Raw genomic sequence first — 17,644 nt, 5'->3', positions numbered from 1 at the left:
GACACTCGGTCCGAAAATACGGATCGATCCAGCGACGCGATCCGCGCCATCGAAAAACGGCGCCGCTGTAGCCACAGCGCCGTCTGCTCCTGATTGCAGAGGCTGGTGTGTTGTCGAGAGCGCTCGGCAGGCGTGAATCCTGAGCCTGGTCATCAGGCTCAGGAATAGCGTCGGATGGACTTTGCTACTTACTCGGCCACGACATGCGCAACCTTGATGGTCTGCGCATAGCGAGCCGCCTCGTCGGCAATGACCTTCGCGTAGTCCGCACTGGATCCTCCCACGGGTTCGATACCGGCAACGTGGAACTGCGAGACCACCTCGGGCATTTTGACTGCCTCGGAAACCGCGTCGGCCATTTTCTTGACCACGGCGTCCGAGGTTCCCTTTGCGGCAAGCAACCCGACCGTCACAGCGAAGTCGTATCCTGGCACCACCTCGGAGATTGCCGGAATCTTAGGCGCAAGAGCGGAGCGCTGCAGGGAGTTGGTGCCGAGAATCTTGACCTGGCCCGATTTGACGAAGCCTGACAGCGACGGCAAGGCAGCAAACACCACCTGGACCTGGTCCCCGATCAAAGCCGGAACGGACTGGCCGGAGCCACGAAACGGTACGTGCTTGATATCCAGCTTGAGCGCGGTTTTCAGTGCTTCCATCGACAGGTGATGGGTGCTGCCGATGCCGGAAGATCCATAGTTGAGCGTGCCAGATTTGGATTTTGCCAGCGCGACGAAATCGTTGAGTGAGTTGGCTGGAACGCGTGCATTGACGGCGAGGAAGAGCGGGGACCTGGCGGCAAGCGAGACGGGTACGAAGTCGCGCTTGGGTTCATACGACAGGTTTTTGTAAATCGCCGGATTGATGGACATCATCGAGCCGTCGGTCACCAGGAACGTGTAGCCGTCGGCAGGGCTCGTCATGAGCGCCTGGGCGGCGACCACGCCATTGGCGCCGGGCCGGTTGTCAACGACCACCGGCTTGCCCAGGCGCTGGGTGAGTTGCTGGGACAAAACGCGCGCAACGGTGTCAGGCAAGCCTCCGGGCGCGTAGGGAACGATAAAGCGGATGGGCTTGGTGGGCCAGGCATCGGTGCTGGCCATGGCCAATGCGGGAACGAATGCTGCGGTGAGGCCGAGGCCCAGGCTGAGGCAAAGCCTGCGTCGTGCTAGGCGGATTTGGGGGCGGTTCATGTGTTGTCTCCACTTTACGATCGTAGTGCATGCGGCGACCCTTGGCGATGCCGTTCTGACGACGGCATTCGTGGGCTCGCTGCGCGGGGGTTACCCGGATGGTGGTCTTGGGCGAGCCATGGGTTCAGGCGACCGGTGATACGTCGACAGGATATGGCGAAGCCCTCGCCTGGCGCGTGAGCGTGACGTCCCGATCCTCGCGCGCCGAGGTCAGCATCGCCAGGCAGACCTCGAGCGTGGACCGCGCCCACGCGCCGTCATGGAGCGGGTCGCGGCCATGGATGACGGCGTCGACCAGTTCGTCGATGACCTCGAAGCGGGGCACCGCCGGTGCCGGCAGGGGGATGTGCTCGCGCTGCGTGTCGGCGTAGATCCAGATGCCGTCCGGCATCGGCCGGATATCGGCATGTTCGCAACTCACGATGACCGGCCCGAAGTGCTGGTTGGCGAGCGCGCGTTCCGTGCCGGCCGGGGCCTGCCACGACGGGCCGCCGTAGGTGCCATCCGTCTTCAGGCGCGCCTCCGCCTGCGCCGAGCCGATCGACGCCAGCTTGCGCCGTGCGCGGCCGTAGTCCTCCTCGCGCGTGGCGAATCCCATTTCGCTGAAGCCGCCGTTCCACGGGTCCGTGTCGAAACGGCCATAGCCGCTGTAGGTCAGCGACGCGTAGGCACCGTCCTCGAACCAGAGCATGGCGCTATAGGCGCCCTCGGTCGGCCGGGCCGGGTCCCATCTGCCCAGTGTCGCCCGCACACGTGTGGCGGGCGCGCCTGCCAGCAAGCGCACCACGTCGACCTGGTGCGCGGCCTGGCTGAACACCACGCCGCCACCGGCCTCCGTCTGCAATTCCTCGGGGCGCCGCGGGCGATACAGGAAGTCGGTGTAGTTCAGCGCGTGAATCATGCGCACTGCGCCGAAGCGCCCTGACGCGATTAGTTGCCGCGCGTGCAGGTATGGCGAATCGAAGCTGTGGCAATGCCCCACGATTATCCGTACGCCGCCGCGCTCGCAAGCCGCGATGATCCGGTCGCACTCCGCGAGCGAGATCGCCATCGGCTTCTCCACGAGCAGGTGCTTGCCGCTTTCCGCCGCCAGGCACGCGTGCGCAGCATGGTACTGATGAGGGCTCGCGATGTAGATGGCGTCAAGGTCTGGCGACGCCGCCATGGCCGCCAGGTCCTCATAGACGGGCGCATTGAAATCGCGCGCGAACTGCACGCGTGCCGCCTCGCGGGGATCGCAGGCGGCGGCGAGGCGCACGCGCTGATCCGCGAGGAACGTAGGCAGCATCAGCGAGAAGGCCCGGCCGAGCCCGACCACGCCCAGGCGCACTTGCCGGGTTGCGTTGGCGCTCATAGGTCGATCACCAGTTCGGCGCACTTTGCCCGCGAGACGCAGATCATCACCTGGTGGTCCATCTCCTCCGGCATCAGCACCATGTCGCGATGGTCCGCCTCGCCCGAGACCAGCCCGGTACGGCATGTGCCGCAAGTGCCGCTCTCGCAGGACGATGGCACATTGCAGCCATGCTGGCGCAGCACGTTCAGGATGCTCGCGCCGACCGGCACTTCGTAGCGTTGCCCGCTGCGGCTGAGCACCACGTCGAACGGCTTGTCGTCGGCACGCACGCCGCCGCCCTCGTTGAAGCTTTCGAAGTGGATCCGGGTGGCGGGCCAGTGCCCCGACATGTCGCGCACCGCCTCCATCAGGCCGCGCGGACCGCAGCAGTAGATGTGGGTGTCGCTCGGACGCTCGAGCACCGGCCACAGATCGAAGGCCTTGGCGGGATCGCCGAAATCGTGGTGGATCTTCACCTTTCCCTTGAGTTCGGGCGCCTGCAGTTCGTCCAGGAAGGCGGTGCTCTCGGGCGAGCGCGTGAAGTAATAGAGCCGCCATTTTGCGGTGGAAAGCTCGCCAAAGCTGCGGATCATCGACAGAATCGGCGTGATGCCGATGCCTCCGGCGATGAAGACGAATGCCTTGGCGTCCTCCAGCAGCGGGAAGGCATTGTCGGGCAAGCCGACCGGGATCAGGTCGCCTTCGCTGGCATCGTCGCACAGGCTCTTCGAGCCACCCTGTCCCTGTTCGTCGCGCTTCACGGTGATCATGTAGCGGTGACGCTCGGCGGGGTCGTTGCATAGCGAGTACTTGCGCAGCATGCCGTTGGGCACCTGCACCTTGATGTGAGAGCCCGGCGTGAACGGAGGCAGCTCGGTGCCGTCCGCCTGCACGAACTCAAAGCTGCGGATGCCTTGCGCGGCGTCCTGGATGCGCGCGATGCGCAGCAGCATCGGCGTATCTGCGTGGGGCTCGGGATGGAGCGGTGTGGTAGTCATGATGCGCATTCCTGTCAGTCGACGATGCGCATCGACAGGTCGATCGCGCGCACGTCCTTGGTCAGCTTGCCGCTGGAGATCCGGTCCACGCCGGTGGCGGCGATGGCCTGCAGCGATTTGAGGTCGACGCCACCGGAGACCTCCAGCTGCGCCCGCCCGGCGTTCAGCGCACAGGCGCGACGCATGTCGTCGAGGCTGAAGTCGTCCAGCAGGATGCTGGTGGCCCCGGCGGCCAGTGCCGCCGCCAGCTCCTCCAGGTCTTCCACTTCGATCTGCGCCGGCACATCGGCGCCGAGCTGCGCCGCGCGTTCGAGCGCCTCGCGCACGCCCCCGGCCGCGGCGATATGGTTCTCCTTGATCAGGATGCCGTCCCACAGCCCCAGGCGATGGTTGGCGCCGCCGCCCACGCGGACGGCGTACTTCTGGGCCAGGCGCAGGCCAGGCAGCGTCTTGCGCGTGTCGAGCATCGCGCAGCCGTTCGGATTGGGCGACACCCCGGCGATCCGCTCGATGTAGCGGCGCGTCACGGTGGCGACGCCGGACAGCGTCTGCAGGAAATTCAGCGCAGGGCGCTCCGCGGACAGCAGCGCCCGCGCGTCACCGGTGATGCGGCAGACCTCGGAGCCGGCCAGCACGGCGTCGCCCTCGGCAATCCGCCATGCGATCAGGGCGTCCGGATCGAGCCGCGCCACGCATGCGTCGAACCACGGCTGGCCCGCGATCACAGCGTTTTCCTTCGCCACCACGCGCGCCTGCACGCGCCTGGCCGCCGGCACGAGCTGCGCCGTCCAGTCGGCGCGCCCGATGTCCTCGCGCAGCGCGTCGTCGACGTTGCGTCGCAGGGCCTGCTCAAGGGTTTCGTTGTACTCGAACATCTTTGCTCCTGGAGGTGCGCGGGCGCGGCATGGCCCCGCCCGCGCGTTTGTCAGATGCTGTAGGACTCGTAGGTGGCGGGGTGGAACATCTCCTCCACCGGCACCAGCCGCTCGGACAGGCCCTGGCCATGGTGATGGCGGGAGAACGTCTCCAGCGTGCGCAGGTTTGCCTGCACGCCGTACGACCAGTAGTCCTCGCCCAGCGTCTCGCGGGCGGCCTTCAGCATCTCTTCCACGAACGGCATCGTCACCTTGGTCGCGGACGTATCGGACAGCTGCGCCAGCGCGTGGGCCTTGGACTGGCTGAACGCCTTGAAGACGGCGCCCGGCAACCACGGCTGCGCCTCGGCGAGGGTCTTGCGGATGCCCACCACATGCATGATGGGAAACACGGCGGTGCGCCGGAAGTAGTCTTTCGCCTCGGCGGTCGGATCGTCGAAGAGCCAGCCCACGTTCTCGTTGCGCAGCGCCGCCGCGCCCGGGGGCCGCGGCGCGATAAAGCCGTCGATCTCACCGCTGTCCAGCAGCTCGGAGATGGTGCGGCCTTCGGGCGCGGCCTCCACGCGGACATCGGCGGGAAGCTGCAGCTTCACCTTTTCCGGACGCCCCGGCGTATCGATGCCGCCGCGTACCCAGGTCACATCGGACGGGTGGATGCCAAAGTCGTCCTGCAGGACCGCGCGCGCCCACACGATCGCGGTGAGCTGGTACTCCGGAATGCCGATGCGGCAGCCCTTCAGGTCCTGGGGACGCCCGATACGATCCTTGCGCACGTAGATGGAGGTGTGGCGGAACGCCCGCGAGAGAAAGACGGGCACCGCGATGTACGGACAGTCGCCGCGCGCATGCTTGACCAGGTAGCTCGAGAACGACAGCTCGCTGATATCGAAGTCCTGGCTGCGCATGGCGCGGAAGAACATTTCCTCCGGGTTGAGCGTCATGTAGACGGGATCGACGCCGTCGATCTGGACGCGGCCATCGAGTAGCGCGCGGGTACGGTCATAGTCGCCCATGGCGACGGAGAGGCGGAGTTTGGTCATCGGTGATGGAGTGGGGGCTCGGGGGAATGCGGGTGGCGGTCAGCGGGGGATGTGCTCCTCACGCCGTGACGGAGTACGACGGCTCCAGCTCGGGCAGTTCGGGTCCGCCGGCCCAGACGTATTGCACGTTGAACGTACGCCAGTCATCGGACTTCGGCACCACCGCCTGGAACGCGCAGACGTCGGCGGGAATCGCATTGGCACCCGTGCCGATCGCTTCGCCGCCTTGCTGGAACGCCCGGACGGCATCCAGCATCTGCTTGCGGAACTCGACGATGGCGAGATCGCTCGCGCCCAGCCGGTCATGGCTGCGGTCGGCGATCGGGCCCATCGTCAGCCACATCGCGACGTCCTGGTTCGGGAAGCCGGCAATCCCGGTGAAGTTGCCCGCCTTCATCGCCTGGCGGTCCTGCCAGAAGCGGTTGTCGATGTTGCGCAGCGGGCGGTAGTACGCGTCCAGGTCCACGCCGACGGTCTGGCGCAGGAACTTGCGCCACGTCTCCGTTTCAGGAGTCTGCGCCGGATGGCCCCAGGCGATGAAGTAGAACGCCGTGTTGGTGTCGTCCATCGGCACATTGATGTTGGCGACGTTGTAGAGGTTGTTCGGCGGGATCAGCGCGGTTGCCGGCGCGACGAAGACCGTGGAGCGCACATAGTCATGCGTCTGCGCCTGCTGGATCGGCCTGCGGATGGCGGCGTAGCGGAACCCGTAGCCGCCGCGCTGCACCTGCAGCCGCGGCGCCTTGTCGGTCGAAGGGCGCAGCCACAGGCTGTCGGTTGCCTTGGCGCAGTCCACGCGCGCCGGCACCATGTCCGAGCTGTGCAGGCTCGAGCTGTGCGCGGAATCGATCGCACCCTCCAGCACCTGGGCCCAGTTGCAAGGCAGCAGCACCTTGGCGATGCTGACGCGGGTGTCCTCGGTCGGCGCCCAGCGTGGCGGCACGAATTCCGGCACCGCGTCCGCCGGTCCCATGTATGCCCAGACCATGCCGCCCCATTCCTTGACCGGATAGGCCTTGTGCTTGACCTTCTCTGCCATGCCGCTGGATGCGGGCTCGGAGACCATCTCCAGCACGTTGCCCTCCACATCCATCTTCCAGCCGTGATAAAGGCAGCGCAGGCCGCCGTCCTCGTTGCGGCCGAAGACCAGTGATGCCCTGCGGTGCGGGCAGTACTCGTCCATCACCCCGACGCGGCCGTCGCTGTCGCGGAACACGACCAGGTCTTCGCCGAACACGCGCGCCTTCACCGGCGCGCCATCGGGCTCCGTCACCTCCTCGAGCAGGCAGACCGGCGTCCAATGCCGGCGCATCAGCTGCCCCATCGGCGCATCGCCTTCTACACGGCACAACAGATCGTTTTCTTCCTTCGTCATCATTTGGGGGCTCCTGGCCAGCGCATCTCCGGCGCTGGCCGGTCTGGCGTTCTGGCTTTGCTTGAAAAATACTTAGTGGCCTAAGAATAATCAGAGCAAACATCGGTGGCAAGGCGGGATTGGGAAAACCAAGGGAAAATACTTAGGAGGCTAATGAAAAGAGGGCGTGCGCTGTCACAGTCACGTGCGCAATGCGCGGACGGACGGGAAGCAAGGCATCGGCTTGCCAGATGCTCGGCGGAAAGGCGAATACGTGCCGGCTGCGAAGCAGGTCGCAGCCTGGAAGATTGAGAGCGGGAGGGAGGAGGGGGGCGGCTGGAGATGTGTTGGGGAAAACAGGACTGCCAGCCGCAGTCCTCCCCGTGCAGTCGCTTACGCTTGCTCGATACCTTGCTGGTCGCGGGTCAGGTTGTCGATCATCACCAGCAGGGCGCGGCGCGTGGTGGCGACTTCTTCCGTGGCGAGATGCTGGACCGCCACCGCATTGACCTCTTCGGCCAACGGTACCAGCGTCTTGCGCAGCCGCTTGCCCAATGGCGTGAGGAACACATAGATGTTCTTGCGATTGGTCGGCCGGCGCTCCAGCGTGACATAGCCGAGCGCCTCCATGGCTTGCAAGGCCGCGAATGTGGTCGGCTCCATCACGCCTGCTTCAATGCTGAGCTCACGCTTGGTGATGCCGTCGCGTTCCCAGAGAATGCGCAGGAAGGTCCAGTGGCCAAGCTGCACGTCATGCTGGGAGAGCCGGTGCTGCAGCGCGCGCAGGAAGACCCGCGTCGCGTCTTTCACAAGATGCGCAAGGCGATCATTGGGCACGTCGTCGTGCCAGCGGCGCAGGACGCGCTGGGCGATTTCCTGTTCTCTGACTGCAGAGGCTTTCGACATAAGGGCGGGAAGCAAGGGCAAAGGCGTATTCTGCCACGGCTTGTCTGTGCTTTACGCAGGCTCCGCGGCGGGACGGGCTTCCAGGTTCCTGCGCAGGACGACCGGCTTGGCGCCGGCGTGCTGCTTGCAGATCCAGTGCGCCAGCGCCGAATCCAGATGCTGGACATGTGCGGGGAACCAGTGCTCCAGTTCTTCAGCCAGCCGGCGCGCAACCGCCACCTCCCCGCGTACGAGCCTTGCCTGCACGCCGGATATCGAGGCCAGCACGGCTGCATGTTCGCCGATGTGGCACTTGCGCGGCGGAAAGGCCGTTGCCTCCATAAGGCTGTCCTCGTGCAGGAAATGCGCTCGTGCCAGTTGCAGCAGTTCCTCCAGCATCTGCGCCAGGCGCTCAACAGGCGCTACGCGCAACGACTGGATGAGTGCCGCAAACCGTCGATGTTCGTCGTCAATAGCGGAATGACCGATCAGTAGACCGTCATGCCAGTACATTGGATTGTGCGCTGCCATCATGCCTCCAGTCATATTATTAGGAGCCTAAGTATTGTAGGATAGACCGGTTCCGTAGGCAACGACAATGAGCATGGCGCGGAGTGCTGTTGGCTGCACGGCTTGGCGAAGACGCCCGGATCCCGTTCGCCGATCGCTTGCTGACGGCGGCCGGCATGTGCCCTCGCGCCGCAGGCATAAGTTCTGAGCCGAGGCCCGGCAGTGCCGCGCAGCCACCGACGTTCAGCGCATGGACGCGTTCGCTTCGCTGTCGATCTGTTTGCGCAAGGTCGCGAAGCGTTTCTCCACATTGGCGCCGAATAGCGGATCGGCACTGGCCGGATCGATGGCGGCGACCTCCGCCCAGTCCGCTTCGGTCAGGAACCGGGCGGCGCGCGGCATGACCTGTTTCTCCTCGGTGGAGAGATGGTTGCGGTAGTACACCAGGTACATGGCGGCGGCCGCTTCGAGTGCCGCTCGCGAGGTGACCACTTCGCTCTGGGCTTCACGCAGGCGGTCGAGCAATTCCGCGCCGACCGTGGCGATCACGCGATGTTCCTGCAGTAACCGGCTGATGATGATCCGCGTGCCGGGATCCCGGTCCACGAGCAGCGCGTAGGCAACATCCTCACGGGGGTGGTGCACACAATCGCCATAGTTGCGCATGTAGTGGATGATCGTGGCCATCAGGCCGTAGTCGGGCTGCTCTCCCTGATGGAAGGTGCTGACCTGCTTTTCCAGCAGGTCGAGCATTGAGGCGAAATGGATATGGTCGGTATGCCAGGCGGCAAGCGGTGTCGGGCTCGGGGTGGAAAGCGCGGCGGAAGGTGAAGTCGGAAGCGAGGTGACGAGTGGGGTGGCCATGGCGCCCTCCTGGGAAACTGGGCAAGCAGACCGTTGAGTCCGATACGATATCGGGACTCGCGGGGCCCTCATTGACACAATAGCTTCCCTGCATGATCTAAGTCTGACGCAGATCAATGCGGCGCTAAGCGCTCGGATCTCGCAAGGGGCGGAAGCCTTATACGCCGCACGTTCAACCTGCGCCGCCCTCTAACTCGCCTCGACGCGAGAGGGTCACCACGGTTAGTCCGGTGCCGGAATCGCCTACCGCGCAGGCAGGCTAGCCGCGTGCGACCGCCCGCCACGCCCCGGGCGGCTGTCCGAAGCGCCGCGTGAAGCTGCGCGTGAAGGTGGTCTGGTCCGGGTAGCCTGACGCCAGCGCGATCTCGGCCAGCGGCAGCGTGGATTGCGTCAGCAGCTGCAGCGCGCGGTCCAGCCGCAGCCGGGTCTGGTAGCGGTGCGGGGTATCGCCGAAGGCCTCGGCAAACAGGGTCTGGAAGCGCCGCACGCTCCAGCCGAAATGCCCGGCGATTTCCGCCACGCGCAGGGGCGAGGCCAGGTTGGCGCGCAGGTAGGCATCCACGGCCATCAGCGGGAACACCTGCCCGTCGCCGGGCATGCCGAGGCAGTCCGCCAGCGCCGCGGCCAGCGTGGCCGCCAGCTGCCAGTCGGTCTGCGGCCCGCGCGCTGCCGCAGCGGCGCGCCACGCCGCCAGCGCGCGCACGCGGCTGCCGAAGGCGCCGTCCAGCGAAAACGTGCGCGGGCGCGCCATCAGCCGCGCGGGCAGCGCCACCGAGCGCGCCGGGAAGTCCGCCACCAGTTGCAGGTTACCGTCGAAGCCCAGGAATTCATGATGACTGCCGGCTGGCACGATCAGGCCGGTGCGGTCATCCACGCGATAGACGTGGCCGTCGATCTCCAGTTCGGTGGCGCCGGCCAGGCCGAACAGCAACTGGTGGTAGCCGTGCTGGTGGCCGTCCGGCTGCGGGCGGTAGCGCCGGTGCTCGACCAGCGGCGAGGCGTGGGGTTCAGCGGGCTTGGGCATGCCGCAACCTGCCAGGGGTCTGGCACAGCCAGACGCCCGCCCCGGCCACCGCCATGCCCAGTGCCTGCACCGCATCGAGCCGTTCGCCGAACAGCAGCCAGGCCTGCAGCGCGGCCAGCGGCGGCGCCAGGAACATCAGCGCCGCGGCATTGGCGGCGTGGCCGCGCCGCACCAGGCTGACCAGCAGCCAGGTGCCGGCGCCCGACAGGCCGATAGCCGCCCACGCCAGCGCGGCCCACAGCGCCACGCCACCATGCCAGTGTAACGGCGCGTCGGCGGCCTGGATCCCCACCATCGCGGTGGCTACCAGCATGGCGCCCAGGTTCTGCCACGCGGAGCTGGCGCGCAGGTCACAGGCGGCAATGGCGGATTTCTGCAAGAGGGTTCCCATGGTGATGGAGACAATGGCCAGCACGCCCAGTAGCACGATCCAGGGCGACAGGGCCGGCGCGGCCGGGTGCATGCCGGCCTGCACCGCCGGGGCGACCACCAGCGCGACGCCGAGCGCACCCAGCGCCAGGCCCTGCCACGTCCGCCTGGAAGGTAGCTCTTTCAGCAGGGGAATGGCAAGCAGCGCGGTCAGCAGCGGCTGCAGCGCGCCCAGCAGGGCCATGATCGCCGGCGGCAGGCCCCTGGCCACGGCGCCGTAGCCGGCGCACAGGTAGATGCCCTGCATCAGCGCGCCGGCCAGCAGGTGGCGCGGCGCCTCGCGCAGCGGCGGCCAGGCCGCGCGCGCGGCCAGCGACCACGCCACGAACATCAGCCCCGCCACGGCAAAGCGGCCCAGCAGGAACAGGCTGGTATCGGCCAGCGGCACGATGGCCTTGCCGACGATAAAGCCGGTGGACCAGATCAGGACAAAGGCAACAGTGGGCAGCCAGGCGGCAGCGGACAGGGGGCGCGACATTCAAGCAGGCGTTTCCGCTGGGCGGGATCGGATGGGCAAAGCGCAAGGCTAGCCAGGCCGCGCGCCGCTGTCTTGGCAAATCCGGCAATCGGCATGCTGAAAGCATTGGTAACACTCCCGCAGCGCCTCCGGGTCAACCGATGCGCGCTTGCCACGTAACATAGTGATGGTCTGATCGAAAAAGGCGAGGAGGCGGGCATGAATCCGGCGCAGCATTCGAGACAACCCCGCCGTGGCGGGCTCGCCCCCTGGCGCGCCGCCGCGGCACTGGCACTGGCCGCGTGCCTGGCCGCCTGTGCACAGGTGCCGGCCGAGGCTGGCGGCAGCACCGCCGCCACCGACCTGCGCTGGCTCAACACCGTCACCTATGGCGCTGACCAGGCCACCCTTGACGACCTGCGCAGGCTGGGCCGCAAGGGCTTCCTCGACCAGCAACTGACGCTGCCGCTGGCCGATCCACCCGAACTGGCAGCCGCCATCACAGCCTTGCCCAACCTGCAGGCCGACGCCGCCGCGCAGATCCAGGCCGCGCGCGACGCCCGCCAGCGCATCGACGCGCTGCCCGACGACGACAGCAAGCAGCAGGCCCGCCAGGTGCTGAACGCGCAGGGCCGCGAGATCGTGGCCGATGCCACGCGGCGCCACCTGCTGCGCGCGCTGTACTCGCCGGCGCAGCTGCGCGAGCAGATGACGTGGTTCTGGATGAACCATTTCAACGTCTACTCGGGCAAGGGCCAGGTCCGGCTGCTGCTGGCCGACTACGAGGAACGCGCCATCCGCCCGCACGCGCTCGGTCGCTTCCGCGACCTGCTGATGGCCAACGTGACCGCGCCGGCCATGCTGGTCTACCTCGACAATGCCCAGAGCAGCGCCAACCGCATCAACGAGAACTACGCGCGCGAGCTGATGGAGCTGCATACCATGGGCGTCTCCGGCGGCCCCAGCGGCTCCCGCTACACCCAGCAGGACGTGCAGGAGCTGGCGCGCGTGCTGACCGGCGTGGGCGTCAACCTGCGCGGCACGCCGCCGCCGCGGCTGCCGCCGGCGCGCGCGGGGCTGTATCGCAGTGAGGGCCTGTTCGAATTCAACCCCGCGCGCCACGACTTCGGCGCGAAGACGCTGCTGGGCCAGCGCATCGAGCCGGCCGGTTTCGACGAAGTGGCGCGAGCGGTGTCGATCCTGGCGCGCGAGCCGGCCACCGCGCGCTATATCAGCGCCAAGCTGGCGGCCTATTTCATCGCCGACAACCCGCCGCCGGCGCTGGTCGAGCGCATGGCGCAGACCTTCACGCGCACCGATGGCGATATCGCCGCGGTGCTGCGCACCTTGTTCCTGGCGCCGGAACTGGACCGGCAACTGGCCGCGCCCACGCGCAAGTTCAAGGATCCGATGGTCTATGTGGTGTCGTCGATGCGGCTCGCCTATGAAGGCCGTCCCGTGGCCAACCTGCGCCCGGTGATGAACTGGCTGAACCAGCTTGGCGAGCCGCTCTACGGCCACGTGGCGCCGGACGGCTATCCGTCGTCGGAAAGCGCGTGGGCCAGCTCGGGCCAGATGGTGCGGCGCTTCGAGATCGCCCGCGCGATCGGCTCGGGGCCGGCGGGACTGTTTGCCGGCGATAGCGCGAGGCCGCGCGGCGCGCGCTTCCCGATGATCGGCAACAAGCTGTACTACGACACCATCGAAGCCACCCTTGGCCCCGCCACGCGCGCCGCGCTGGCCCAGGCCGAATCGCAGGCCGAATGGAATACCGTGCTGCTCGGTTCGCCCGAGTGGATGCAGCGCTGACAGGGAGCGGACCATGGAACGCCGACAATGGCTGAAAACGATGGGCGGCGCCACGCTGGGGCTGGCGCTGCCCGCCATCGCCTCGCGCGTCTATGCGCTGCCGGCGCAGGCCGATGCGCGCTTCCTGCTGGTGTTCCTGCGCGGCGGCTATGACGCCGCCAGCGTGCTGGTGCCGGCGGGCAGCGATTTCTATTATGCCGCGCGGCCCAATATCGCCATCCGGCGCCCGCCCGTGGCCGGTGCGGACGCTGACCCCAACGCGGCGGTGGCGTTGGCGCCGGCTTTTGCGGCCGACAGCACCGCGCGTGGCATCGGCGACTGGGCGCTGCACCCGGCATTGGCCGCGACGATGCTGCCGTTGTGGCAGCGCGGCCAGCTGGCCTTCGTGCCGTTCGCCGGCACGCACGACCTGTCGCGCAGCCACTTCGAGACCCAGGACGGGATCGAGGCCGGCTTGCCCGGCGAGGGCGAGGACCGCAAGGCCGTGGCCTCGCTGCGCGGCAGCGGCTTCCTGAACCGCCTGGCGCAGGCCATGGGCGGGCAGGCTGCGCCAGTGGCCTTCACCGACGGCCTGCCGATGGTGCTGTCCGGCCCGCGCGATGTGCCCAATGTCTCGCTCAAGGGCAGCGGCCGCACCCCGTTCGATGCGCGCCAGGCGAAGCTGCTGGCGCAGATGTACAGCGGAACCCGCTTTGAGTCGCTGATCGATGAAGGCTTCGAGTTACGCGAAACGGTGGCGCGCCAGGCGCAGCCGCAGCCCGGAATGTCGGGCAACGACGCCGGCACCATGGTCACGCGCATGCAGGAAATGCAGGCCGCCAACCGCCGCTCGCTCAGCGCGCGCGGTTTCGAGGTCGAGGCCCGGCGCATGGCCGGGCTGATGCGCGAGCGCTTCAACCTCGGCTTTATCGACGTGGGCGGCTGGGACACCCACGTCAACCAGGGCGGCGCGCAGGGGCAGCTGGCCGGCCTGCTCGACAACCTCGGCCGCGGCCTGTCTGCTTTCGCCGCCGAGATGGATCCTGTATGGGACAAGACCACCGTGGTGGTGCTGTCCGAGTTCGGCCGCACCTTCCGCGAGAACGGCACGCGCGGCACCGACCACGGCCACGGCACGGTCTACTGGGCTGCGGGCGGCGCGGTGCGCGGCGGCCGCATTGCTGGCGAGCAGGTGGCGGTGGAACAGGCCACGCTCAACCAGAACCGCGACTGGCCGGTGCGCAATGAGTACCGGGCGGTGCTGGGCGGGGTCTTCCGCAGGTTGTACGGGCTGGATGACGCGCGGTTGGCGCAGGTGTTTCCGGGGGTCCGGGGGCGGGATATCGGGTTGGTGTAAATGGCGTGGCAACTGGATCCGATGTCAGTACAAGGGCCAGGTTTAAGGGAAAAGTGATGATCTAACGAGGAGTTGGCTGATTGCACTTGCCTCCAATTTGGCATATGCTTTGGCATATGCTGAGGAGTTCCCGATGACCACGACAGATGAAATCCGCCATGTCAGGCTGTTTCGCAATGGCCGCAATCAGGCGATCCGGATTCCGCGCGAGTTCGAACTGCCGGGGGAGGAAGCCATTCTGCGCCGCGAAGGGAATCACCTCATCATCGAGCCGGTTGCTGCAATGCCATTGCGTTCCTTGCTGGCGCAATGGGAGCCTATCGACGTCGATTGGCCGACGATCGATAACCTGCCTGCCGAGGATGTCGACCTCTGATGTCCTTGTTCCTGCTCGATACGAACATCATTTCCGACGCGATTCGCAATACCCGCGGACCCTGTGCCGCTCGTATTGCCGCGCTCGAGCCTGACAGTCTGTGCACTTCCATCATTGTGGCGGCCGAACTCCGATTCGGAGCTGCCAAGAAAGGCTCTCCGGCGCTGAGCCAACGTGTCGGCCAGGCTTTGGCTGGCTTGGGTGTCTTGCCGCTGGGCGGCGATGCTGACGCTTGCTACGGCGAGTTGCGCGCAGGACTGGAACGCAGCGGACGGGTGATTGGCGCCAATGACATGCTGATCGCGGCGCACGCTCTATCGCTGGGTGCCGTGCTAGTGACCGACAATATCGGGGAGTTTTCTCGCGTGGACGGATTGCGCTGCGAAAACTGGCTGAAGTAGGCCTTCAGGCCAGCGCATAGGCGCCAATCTCACGCTAGGCGGGAATAGCGAAATCGTCAGCCCGGCGCAGAATTGTTCGGGGTGCCGTTTGCCGGCGCAGGGGCATCGACTGGCGGCGAGGCGGGCGCAGGCGCCACTGGCGCATTGGCAGGCGCGGCCGGAACCGTGGGCGCGCTCGGATAAGCAGGCCGCACGGATGTGCCAGGCGGCGCCGTGGCTGCTGATGCTGCCGGCGTTTCCACTCCGCTTGCCGAAGTGGTGCCCATAGCAGAATCTGGCGGCACCGCAATCACCGTCTCCCCCCGGTCCAACGCCAGGCTGGAATCATCCGGGCCGACATCCCCCGCGGCAGACGACGCCGTGCCGGCCGGCGGCGCGACCTCGGCCTCCGGCGCGGGCAGCGCCGGACGGCGCGGTGCCGGGCGCGGCGCCGGGGTCTCGCTGGCCTTGTCGCGCGTGAACAGCTGGTTGAACCAGCCGCGCAGCTGCGTGCCCAGCGATGCGAACAGGCTGGTCTCTTCGTGCTCGGCAAAGCGCGCGCGGCCGTCGACGATGCGTGAGCGCAGCGCGCGCTGGTAGAAGTCGCCCACCATCGGCAGCGCGCTGTGCGCACCCTGGCCCCAGTAGTCGCTGCGCAGCGTGACGCGGCTGTCGTTGAAGCCGACCCAGGCGCCCGCCACCAGTTCCGGATGCATCAGAATGAACCAGCCGTCGGCGTTGTCCTGGGTGGTGCCGGTCTTGCCGGCCACGTCGGCGCGGATGCCGAAGCGCGAGCGGATGCTGGCGCCGGTGCCGCGGTCGATCACGTCGCGCATGACGTCGAGCAGGGTTTGCGTGGTGGCGGCGGGCAGCGCGTGCTCGGCGCGGGCCGGCCGGAATACCTGCAGCACATTGCCCTGTCGGTCTTCGATGCGCGTCACCATGGTGGGCGCGATGTAGTCGCCGGCGTTGGCGATGGTGCCGTAGGCGGCCACCATCTCCTTGAGCGTGACCGGGCTGGTGCCCAGCGCCAGCGACGGCACCAGGTCGAGCTGGCTGTCGCGCACGCCCATGTCGCGGGCCAGCCGCGCGACGCGGGACGGCCCCACTTCGTGCATGAGCTGGGCGGTGATGGTGTTGCGCGAATAGACCAGGCCGTCGCGCAGTGACATGGCGCGGCCGGTGGGGCGGCCTTCATCGGTGGGGCGCCAGACCTCGCCGCCGGCCAGTTCGATTTCCACCGGCTGGTCCATCAGCGTGTCGTCGGGGGTCTTGCCTTCTTCAAAGGCCGCGCCGTAGACAAAGGGCTTGAAGGTCGAGCCCGGCTGGCGGCGAGCCTGCTGCACGTGGTCGAACGCGTCCTGGGTGTAGTCGCGGCTGCCGACCCAGGCGCGGATCTCGCCGTTGCGCGGGTCGATGGCCAGGAAGCCGGCCTGGATGCGCGTCTTCTGCTGGTGCAGCGCGCGCATGAAGGCATTGTCGGACATCAGATGGCGCAGCGCCTCTTCCGGCGCGGTGCCGGCGGCGATGGCGGCACGGTACTCCGGGGTCTCGCGCACGAAGGCCTGCACCAGCGGCATGTTGGCGGCCCAGCCCGCGCGCGGCGCCCAGGCCGCGTTGGCGATAGCCTGCAGCCGGTTGCCCTGCTGCACCACGGCCTGCGTGGCCATGGCCTGCAGGCGGGCGTCGATGGTGGTATGCACCACCAGCCCATCGGCGTAGATGTCGTAGCCATTGCGGTCGGCCCAGCCGATCAGCCACTTGCGCAGTTGCTGCGCGAAGTGCGGCGCGGGGCCGGGCGGCTCGGTCTGGCGTTCGAAGTCGATGCGCAGCGGGCGCTTCTTCAGCTGCTCGTAGCGCGCCGCATCCAGCTTGCCGCGCTTGACCATCTGGCCCAGCACGATATTGCGCCGGTCCAGCGCGCGCTCGGGGTTGAGTACCGGGTTGTAGTAGCTGTTGCCCTTGAGCATGCCGATCAGCGTGGCGCTCTGCAGCACGTCCAGCGAGCGGGCCGGGCGGTCGAAGTACGTGCGCGCCGCCATCTCGATGCCGAACGCGTTGTACAGGAACGGCACGGTATTGAGATAGGTCTCGAGGATCTCGTCCTTGGTATAGAGCGCCTCGATCTTCAGCGCGGTGATGGCTTCCTTGAGCTTGCGCGTCAGCGTGGGCGCGCGGCCGATTTCATCGGGATACAGGTTGCGTGCCAGCTGCTGGGTGATGGTGGACCCGCCCTGGCGGTCGCCGGAAAAGGTATGCACCGCGGCCGAGGCCAGCCGGCGCCAGTCCAGCCCGTGGTGCTGGTAGAAGCGATGGTCTTCGGTGGCGATCAGCGCAGCCACCACATTGGGCGAGATTTGCGACAGCGGCACCCAGTCGCGGTTGGCCCACTTGAACACCGCCAGCTCCTTGCCGTCGGCGGACAGCACCTGCGCCGGCTGCTCGGACTTGGCCTTGCGGATATCGCTGATGCCCGGCGTGAACGGGATCAGGACCAGCACATAGAGCAGGAAGGCGGCCGGGATGGCGGCCAGGCCCGCCAGCACGCCGCACCGCGTGGGGCGCAGTGACCCGGGCCGGGTCAGGCCGGCGCGTGCAAGGCGCGCGGCCATGCCTGACAGGCGTTGCTGGAGGGGGGCAGGCAATGAAGCCTGCAGCGAGGCGAGCAGCGGGGCAAGCCGGGTCTTGATCTCAGCCAGCCTCATGAGGCGAAGCGGTCGAGGCACAGGCACATGGCGGCACGGGGCACTGGCATTACCGTCGTCGGAAAAGCATGCATCG

Annotated in this window: 16 protein-coding genes; 4 read left to right on the top strand and 12 right to left on the bottom strand. The window is 67.4% G+C overall.

Annotated elements, in window-relative coordinates; translation table 11 throughout:
* Positions 1-188 precede the first annotated feature (188 nt).
* From CNE_RS28460 to CNE_RS28410, 11 genes are all read right to left on the bottom strand, one after another.
* Positions 189-1,190 (bottom strand): Bug family tripartite tricarboxylate transporter substrate binding protein, encoded by a 1,002-nt coding sequence (locus tag CNE_RS28460; protein ID WP_013953753.1) that lies wholly within the window; start codon positions 1,188-1,190, stop codon positions 189-191.
* Between the two features lie 124 nt (positions 1,191-1,314).
* Positions 1,315-2,544, bottom strand: coding sequence for a Gfo/Idh/MocA family oxidoreductase (locus CNE_RS28455; protein ID WP_013953752.1), 1,230 nt, complete (start codon positions 2,542-2,544; stop codon positions 1,315-1,317).
* Positions 2,541-3,524, bottom strand: a complete 984-nt coding sequence (locus tag CNE_RS28450) for a PDR/VanB family oxidoreductase (RefSeq protein WP_013953751.1) — start codon at positions 3,522-3,524, stop codon at positions 2,541-2,543. The genes CNE_RS28455 and CNE_RS28450 overlap by 4 nt, the downstream gene beginning before the upstream one ends.
* A gap of 14 nt (positions 3,525-3,538) precedes the next feature.
* Positions 3,539-4,399 carry a carboxylating nicotinate-nucleotide diphosphorylase gene (gene nadC / locus CNE_RS28445; protein WP_013953750.1) on the bottom strand — a complete coding sequence of 287 codons (861 nt, stop codon included), beginning with the start codon at positions 4,397-4,399 and terminating at the stop codon, positions 3,539-3,541.
* A gap of 50 nt (positions 4,400-4,449) precedes the next feature.
* Positions 4,450-5,439: a 4,5-dihydroxyphthalate decarboxylase gene (locus tag CNE_RS28440; RefSeq protein ID WP_013953749.1), complete on the bottom strand. Its 990-nt coding sequence runs from the start codon at positions 5,437-5,439 to the stop codon at positions 4,450-4,452.
* A gap of 58 nt (positions 5,440-5,497) precedes the next feature.
* Positions 5,498-6,817 carry a Rieske 2Fe-2S domain-containing protein gene (locus tag CNE_RS28435; RefSeq protein ID WP_013953748.1) on the bottom strand — a complete coding sequence of 440 codons (1,320 nt, stop codon included), beginning with the start codon at positions 6,815-6,817 and terminating at the stop codon, positions 5,498-5,500.
* 369 nt (positions 6,818-7,186) lie between these two features.
* Entirely contained in the window at positions 7,187-7,699 is a 513-nt protein-coding gene (locus CNE_RS28430; protein ID WP_013953747.1) for a MarR family winged helix-turn-helix transcriptional regulator, read from the bottom strand.
* Between the two features lie 51 nt (positions 7,700-7,750).
* A complete protein-coding gene (locus tag CNE_RS28425) occupies positions 7,751-8,212 on the bottom strand; it encodes a bacteriohemerythrin (protein ID WP_238553106.1) in 462 nt (153 codons plus the stop codon).
* Between the two features lie 219 nt (positions 8,213-8,431).
* Positions 8,432-9,052: a hemerythrin domain-containing protein gene (locus CNE_RS28420; protein WP_013953745.1), complete on the bottom strand. Its 621-nt coding sequence runs from the start codon at positions 9,050-9,052 to the stop codon at positions 8,432-8,434.
* Between the two features lie 259 nt (positions 9,053-9,311).
* The gene (locus CNE_RS28415; protein ID WP_013953744.1) at positions 9,312-10,076 is read right to left on the bottom strand and encodes an AraC family transcriptional regulator; all 765 of its coding nucleotides are present in this window, start codon (positions 10,074-10,076) and stop codon (positions 9,312-9,314) included.
* Positions 10,060-10,983 (bottom strand): DMT family transporter, encoded by a 924-nt coding sequence (locus tag CNE_RS28410; protein ID WP_013953743.1) that lies wholly within the window; start codon positions 10,981-10,983, stop codon positions 10,060-10,062. Before CNE_RS28410 ends, CNE_RS28415 begins: the two co-directional genes overlap by 17 nt.
* A 198-nt stretch (positions 10,984-11,181) precedes the next feature.
* On the opposite strand from CNE_RS28410, the gene CNE_RS28405 reads away from it, so the two are divergent.
* From CNE_RS28405 to CNE_RS28390, 4 genes are all read left to right on the top strand, one after another.
* Positions 11,182-12,771, top strand: coding sequence for a DUF1800 domain-containing protein (locus CNE_RS28405; RefSeq protein ID WP_013953741.1), 1,590 nt, complete (start codon positions 11,182-11,184; stop codon positions 12,769-12,771).
* 13 nt (positions 12,772-12,784) lie between these two features.
* A complete protein-coding gene (locus CNE_RS28400) occupies positions 12,785-14,107 on the top strand; it encodes a DUF1501 domain-containing protein (RefSeq protein WP_013953740.1) in 1,323 nt (440 codons plus the stop codon).
* Between the two features lie 133 nt (positions 14,108-14,240).
* Positions 14,241-14,483 carry an antitoxin gene (locus CNE_RS28395; protein ID WP_013953739.1) on the top strand — a complete coding sequence of 81 codons (243 nt, stop codon included), beginning with the start codon at positions 14,241-14,243 and terminating at the stop codon, positions 14,481-14,483.
* Entirely contained in the window at positions 14,483-14,884 is a 402-nt protein-coding gene (locus tag CNE_RS28390) for a type II toxin-antitoxin system VapC family toxin (RefSeq protein WP_013953738.1), read from the top strand. The genes CNE_RS28395 and CNE_RS28390 overlap by 1 nt, the downstream gene beginning before the upstream one ends.
* 56 nt (positions 14,885-14,940) lie before the next feature.
* Here the strand turns inward: CNE_RS28390 and CNE_RS28385 are convergent, their stop codons facing one another.
* The gene (locus tag CNE_RS28385; RefSeq protein WP_013953736.1) at positions 14,941-17,568 is read right to left on the bottom strand and encodes a penicillin-binding protein 1A; all 2,628 of its coding nucleotides are present in this window, start codon (positions 17,566-17,568) and stop codon (positions 14,941-14,943) included.
* Positions 17,569-17,644 lie beyond the last annotated feature (76 nt).

This window comes from Cupriavidus necator N-1 (assembly GCF_000219215.1).
In the GTDB taxonomy this organism is placed as follows: Bacteria; Pseudomonadota; Gammaproteobacteria; order Burkholderiales; family Burkholderiaceae; genus Cupriavidus; species Cupriavidus necator.
Note: the sequence above shows the minus strand (reverse complement) of the source record. Positions and strands in the feature narration are given on the sequence as shown.

Coding starts and splice junctions, on each gene's coding strand:
- CNE_RS28405 (WP_013953741.1), top strand. CDS start 11,182: ATGAATCCGGCGCAGCATTCGAGACAACCCCGCCGTGGCGGGCTCGCC.
- CNE_RS28415 (WP_013953744.1), bottom strand. CDS start 10,076: ATGCCCAAGCCCGCTGAACCCCACGCCTCGCCGCTGGTCGAGCACCGG.
- CNE_RS28395 (WP_013953739.1), top strand. CDS start 14,241: ATGACCACGACAGATGAAATCCGCCATGTCAGGCTGTTTCGCAATGGC.
- CNE_RS28460 (WP_013953753.1), bottom strand. CDS start 1,190: ATGAACCGCCCCCAAATCCGCCTAGCACGACGCAGGCTTTGCCTCAGC.
- CNE_RS28430 (WP_013953747.1), bottom strand. CDS start 7,699: ATGTCGAAAGCCTCTGCAGTCAGAGAACAGGAAATCGCCCAGCGCGTC.
- nadC (WP_013953750.1), bottom strand. CDS start 4,399: ATGTTCGAGTACAACGAAACCCTTGAGCAGGCCCTGCGACGCAACGTC.
- CNE_RS28440 (WP_013953749.1), bottom strand. CDS start 5,439: ATGACCAAACTCCGCCTCTCCGTCGCCATGGGCGACTATGACCGTACC.
- CNE_RS28390 (WP_013953738.1), top strand. CDS start 14,483: ATGTCCTTGTTCCTGCTCGATACGAACATCATTTCCGACGCGATTCGC.
- CNE_RS28420 (WP_013953745.1), bottom strand. CDS start 9,052: ATGGCCACCCCACTCGTCACCTCGCTTCCGACTTCACCTTCCGCCGCG.
- CNE_RS28400 (WP_013953740.1), top strand. CDS start 12,785: ATGGAACGCCGACAATGGCTGAAAACGATGGGCGGCGCCACGCTGGGG.
- CNE_RS28385 (WP_013953736.1), bottom strand. CDS start 17,568: ATGAGGCTGGCTGAGATCAAGACCCGGCTTGCCCCGCTGCTCGCCTCG.
- CNE_RS28455 (WP_013953752.1), bottom strand. CDS start 2,544: ATGAGCGCCAACGCAACCCGGCAAGTGCGCCTGGGCGTGGTCGGGCTC.
- CNE_RS28450 (WP_013953751.1), bottom strand. CDS start 3,524: ATGACTACCACACCGCTCCATCCCGAGCCCCACGCAGATACGCCGATG.
- CNE_RS28410 (WP_013953743.1), bottom strand. CDS start 10,983: ATGTCGCGCCCCCTGTCCGCTGCCGCCTGGCTGCCCACTGTTGCCTTT.
- CNE_RS28425 (WP_238553106.1), bottom strand. CDS start 8,212: ATGATGGCAGCGCACAATCCAATGTACTGGCATGACGGTCTACTGATC.
- CNE_RS28435 (WP_013953748.1), bottom strand. CDS start 6,817: ATGATGACGAAGGAAGAAAACGATCTGTTGTGCCGTGTAGAAGGCGAT.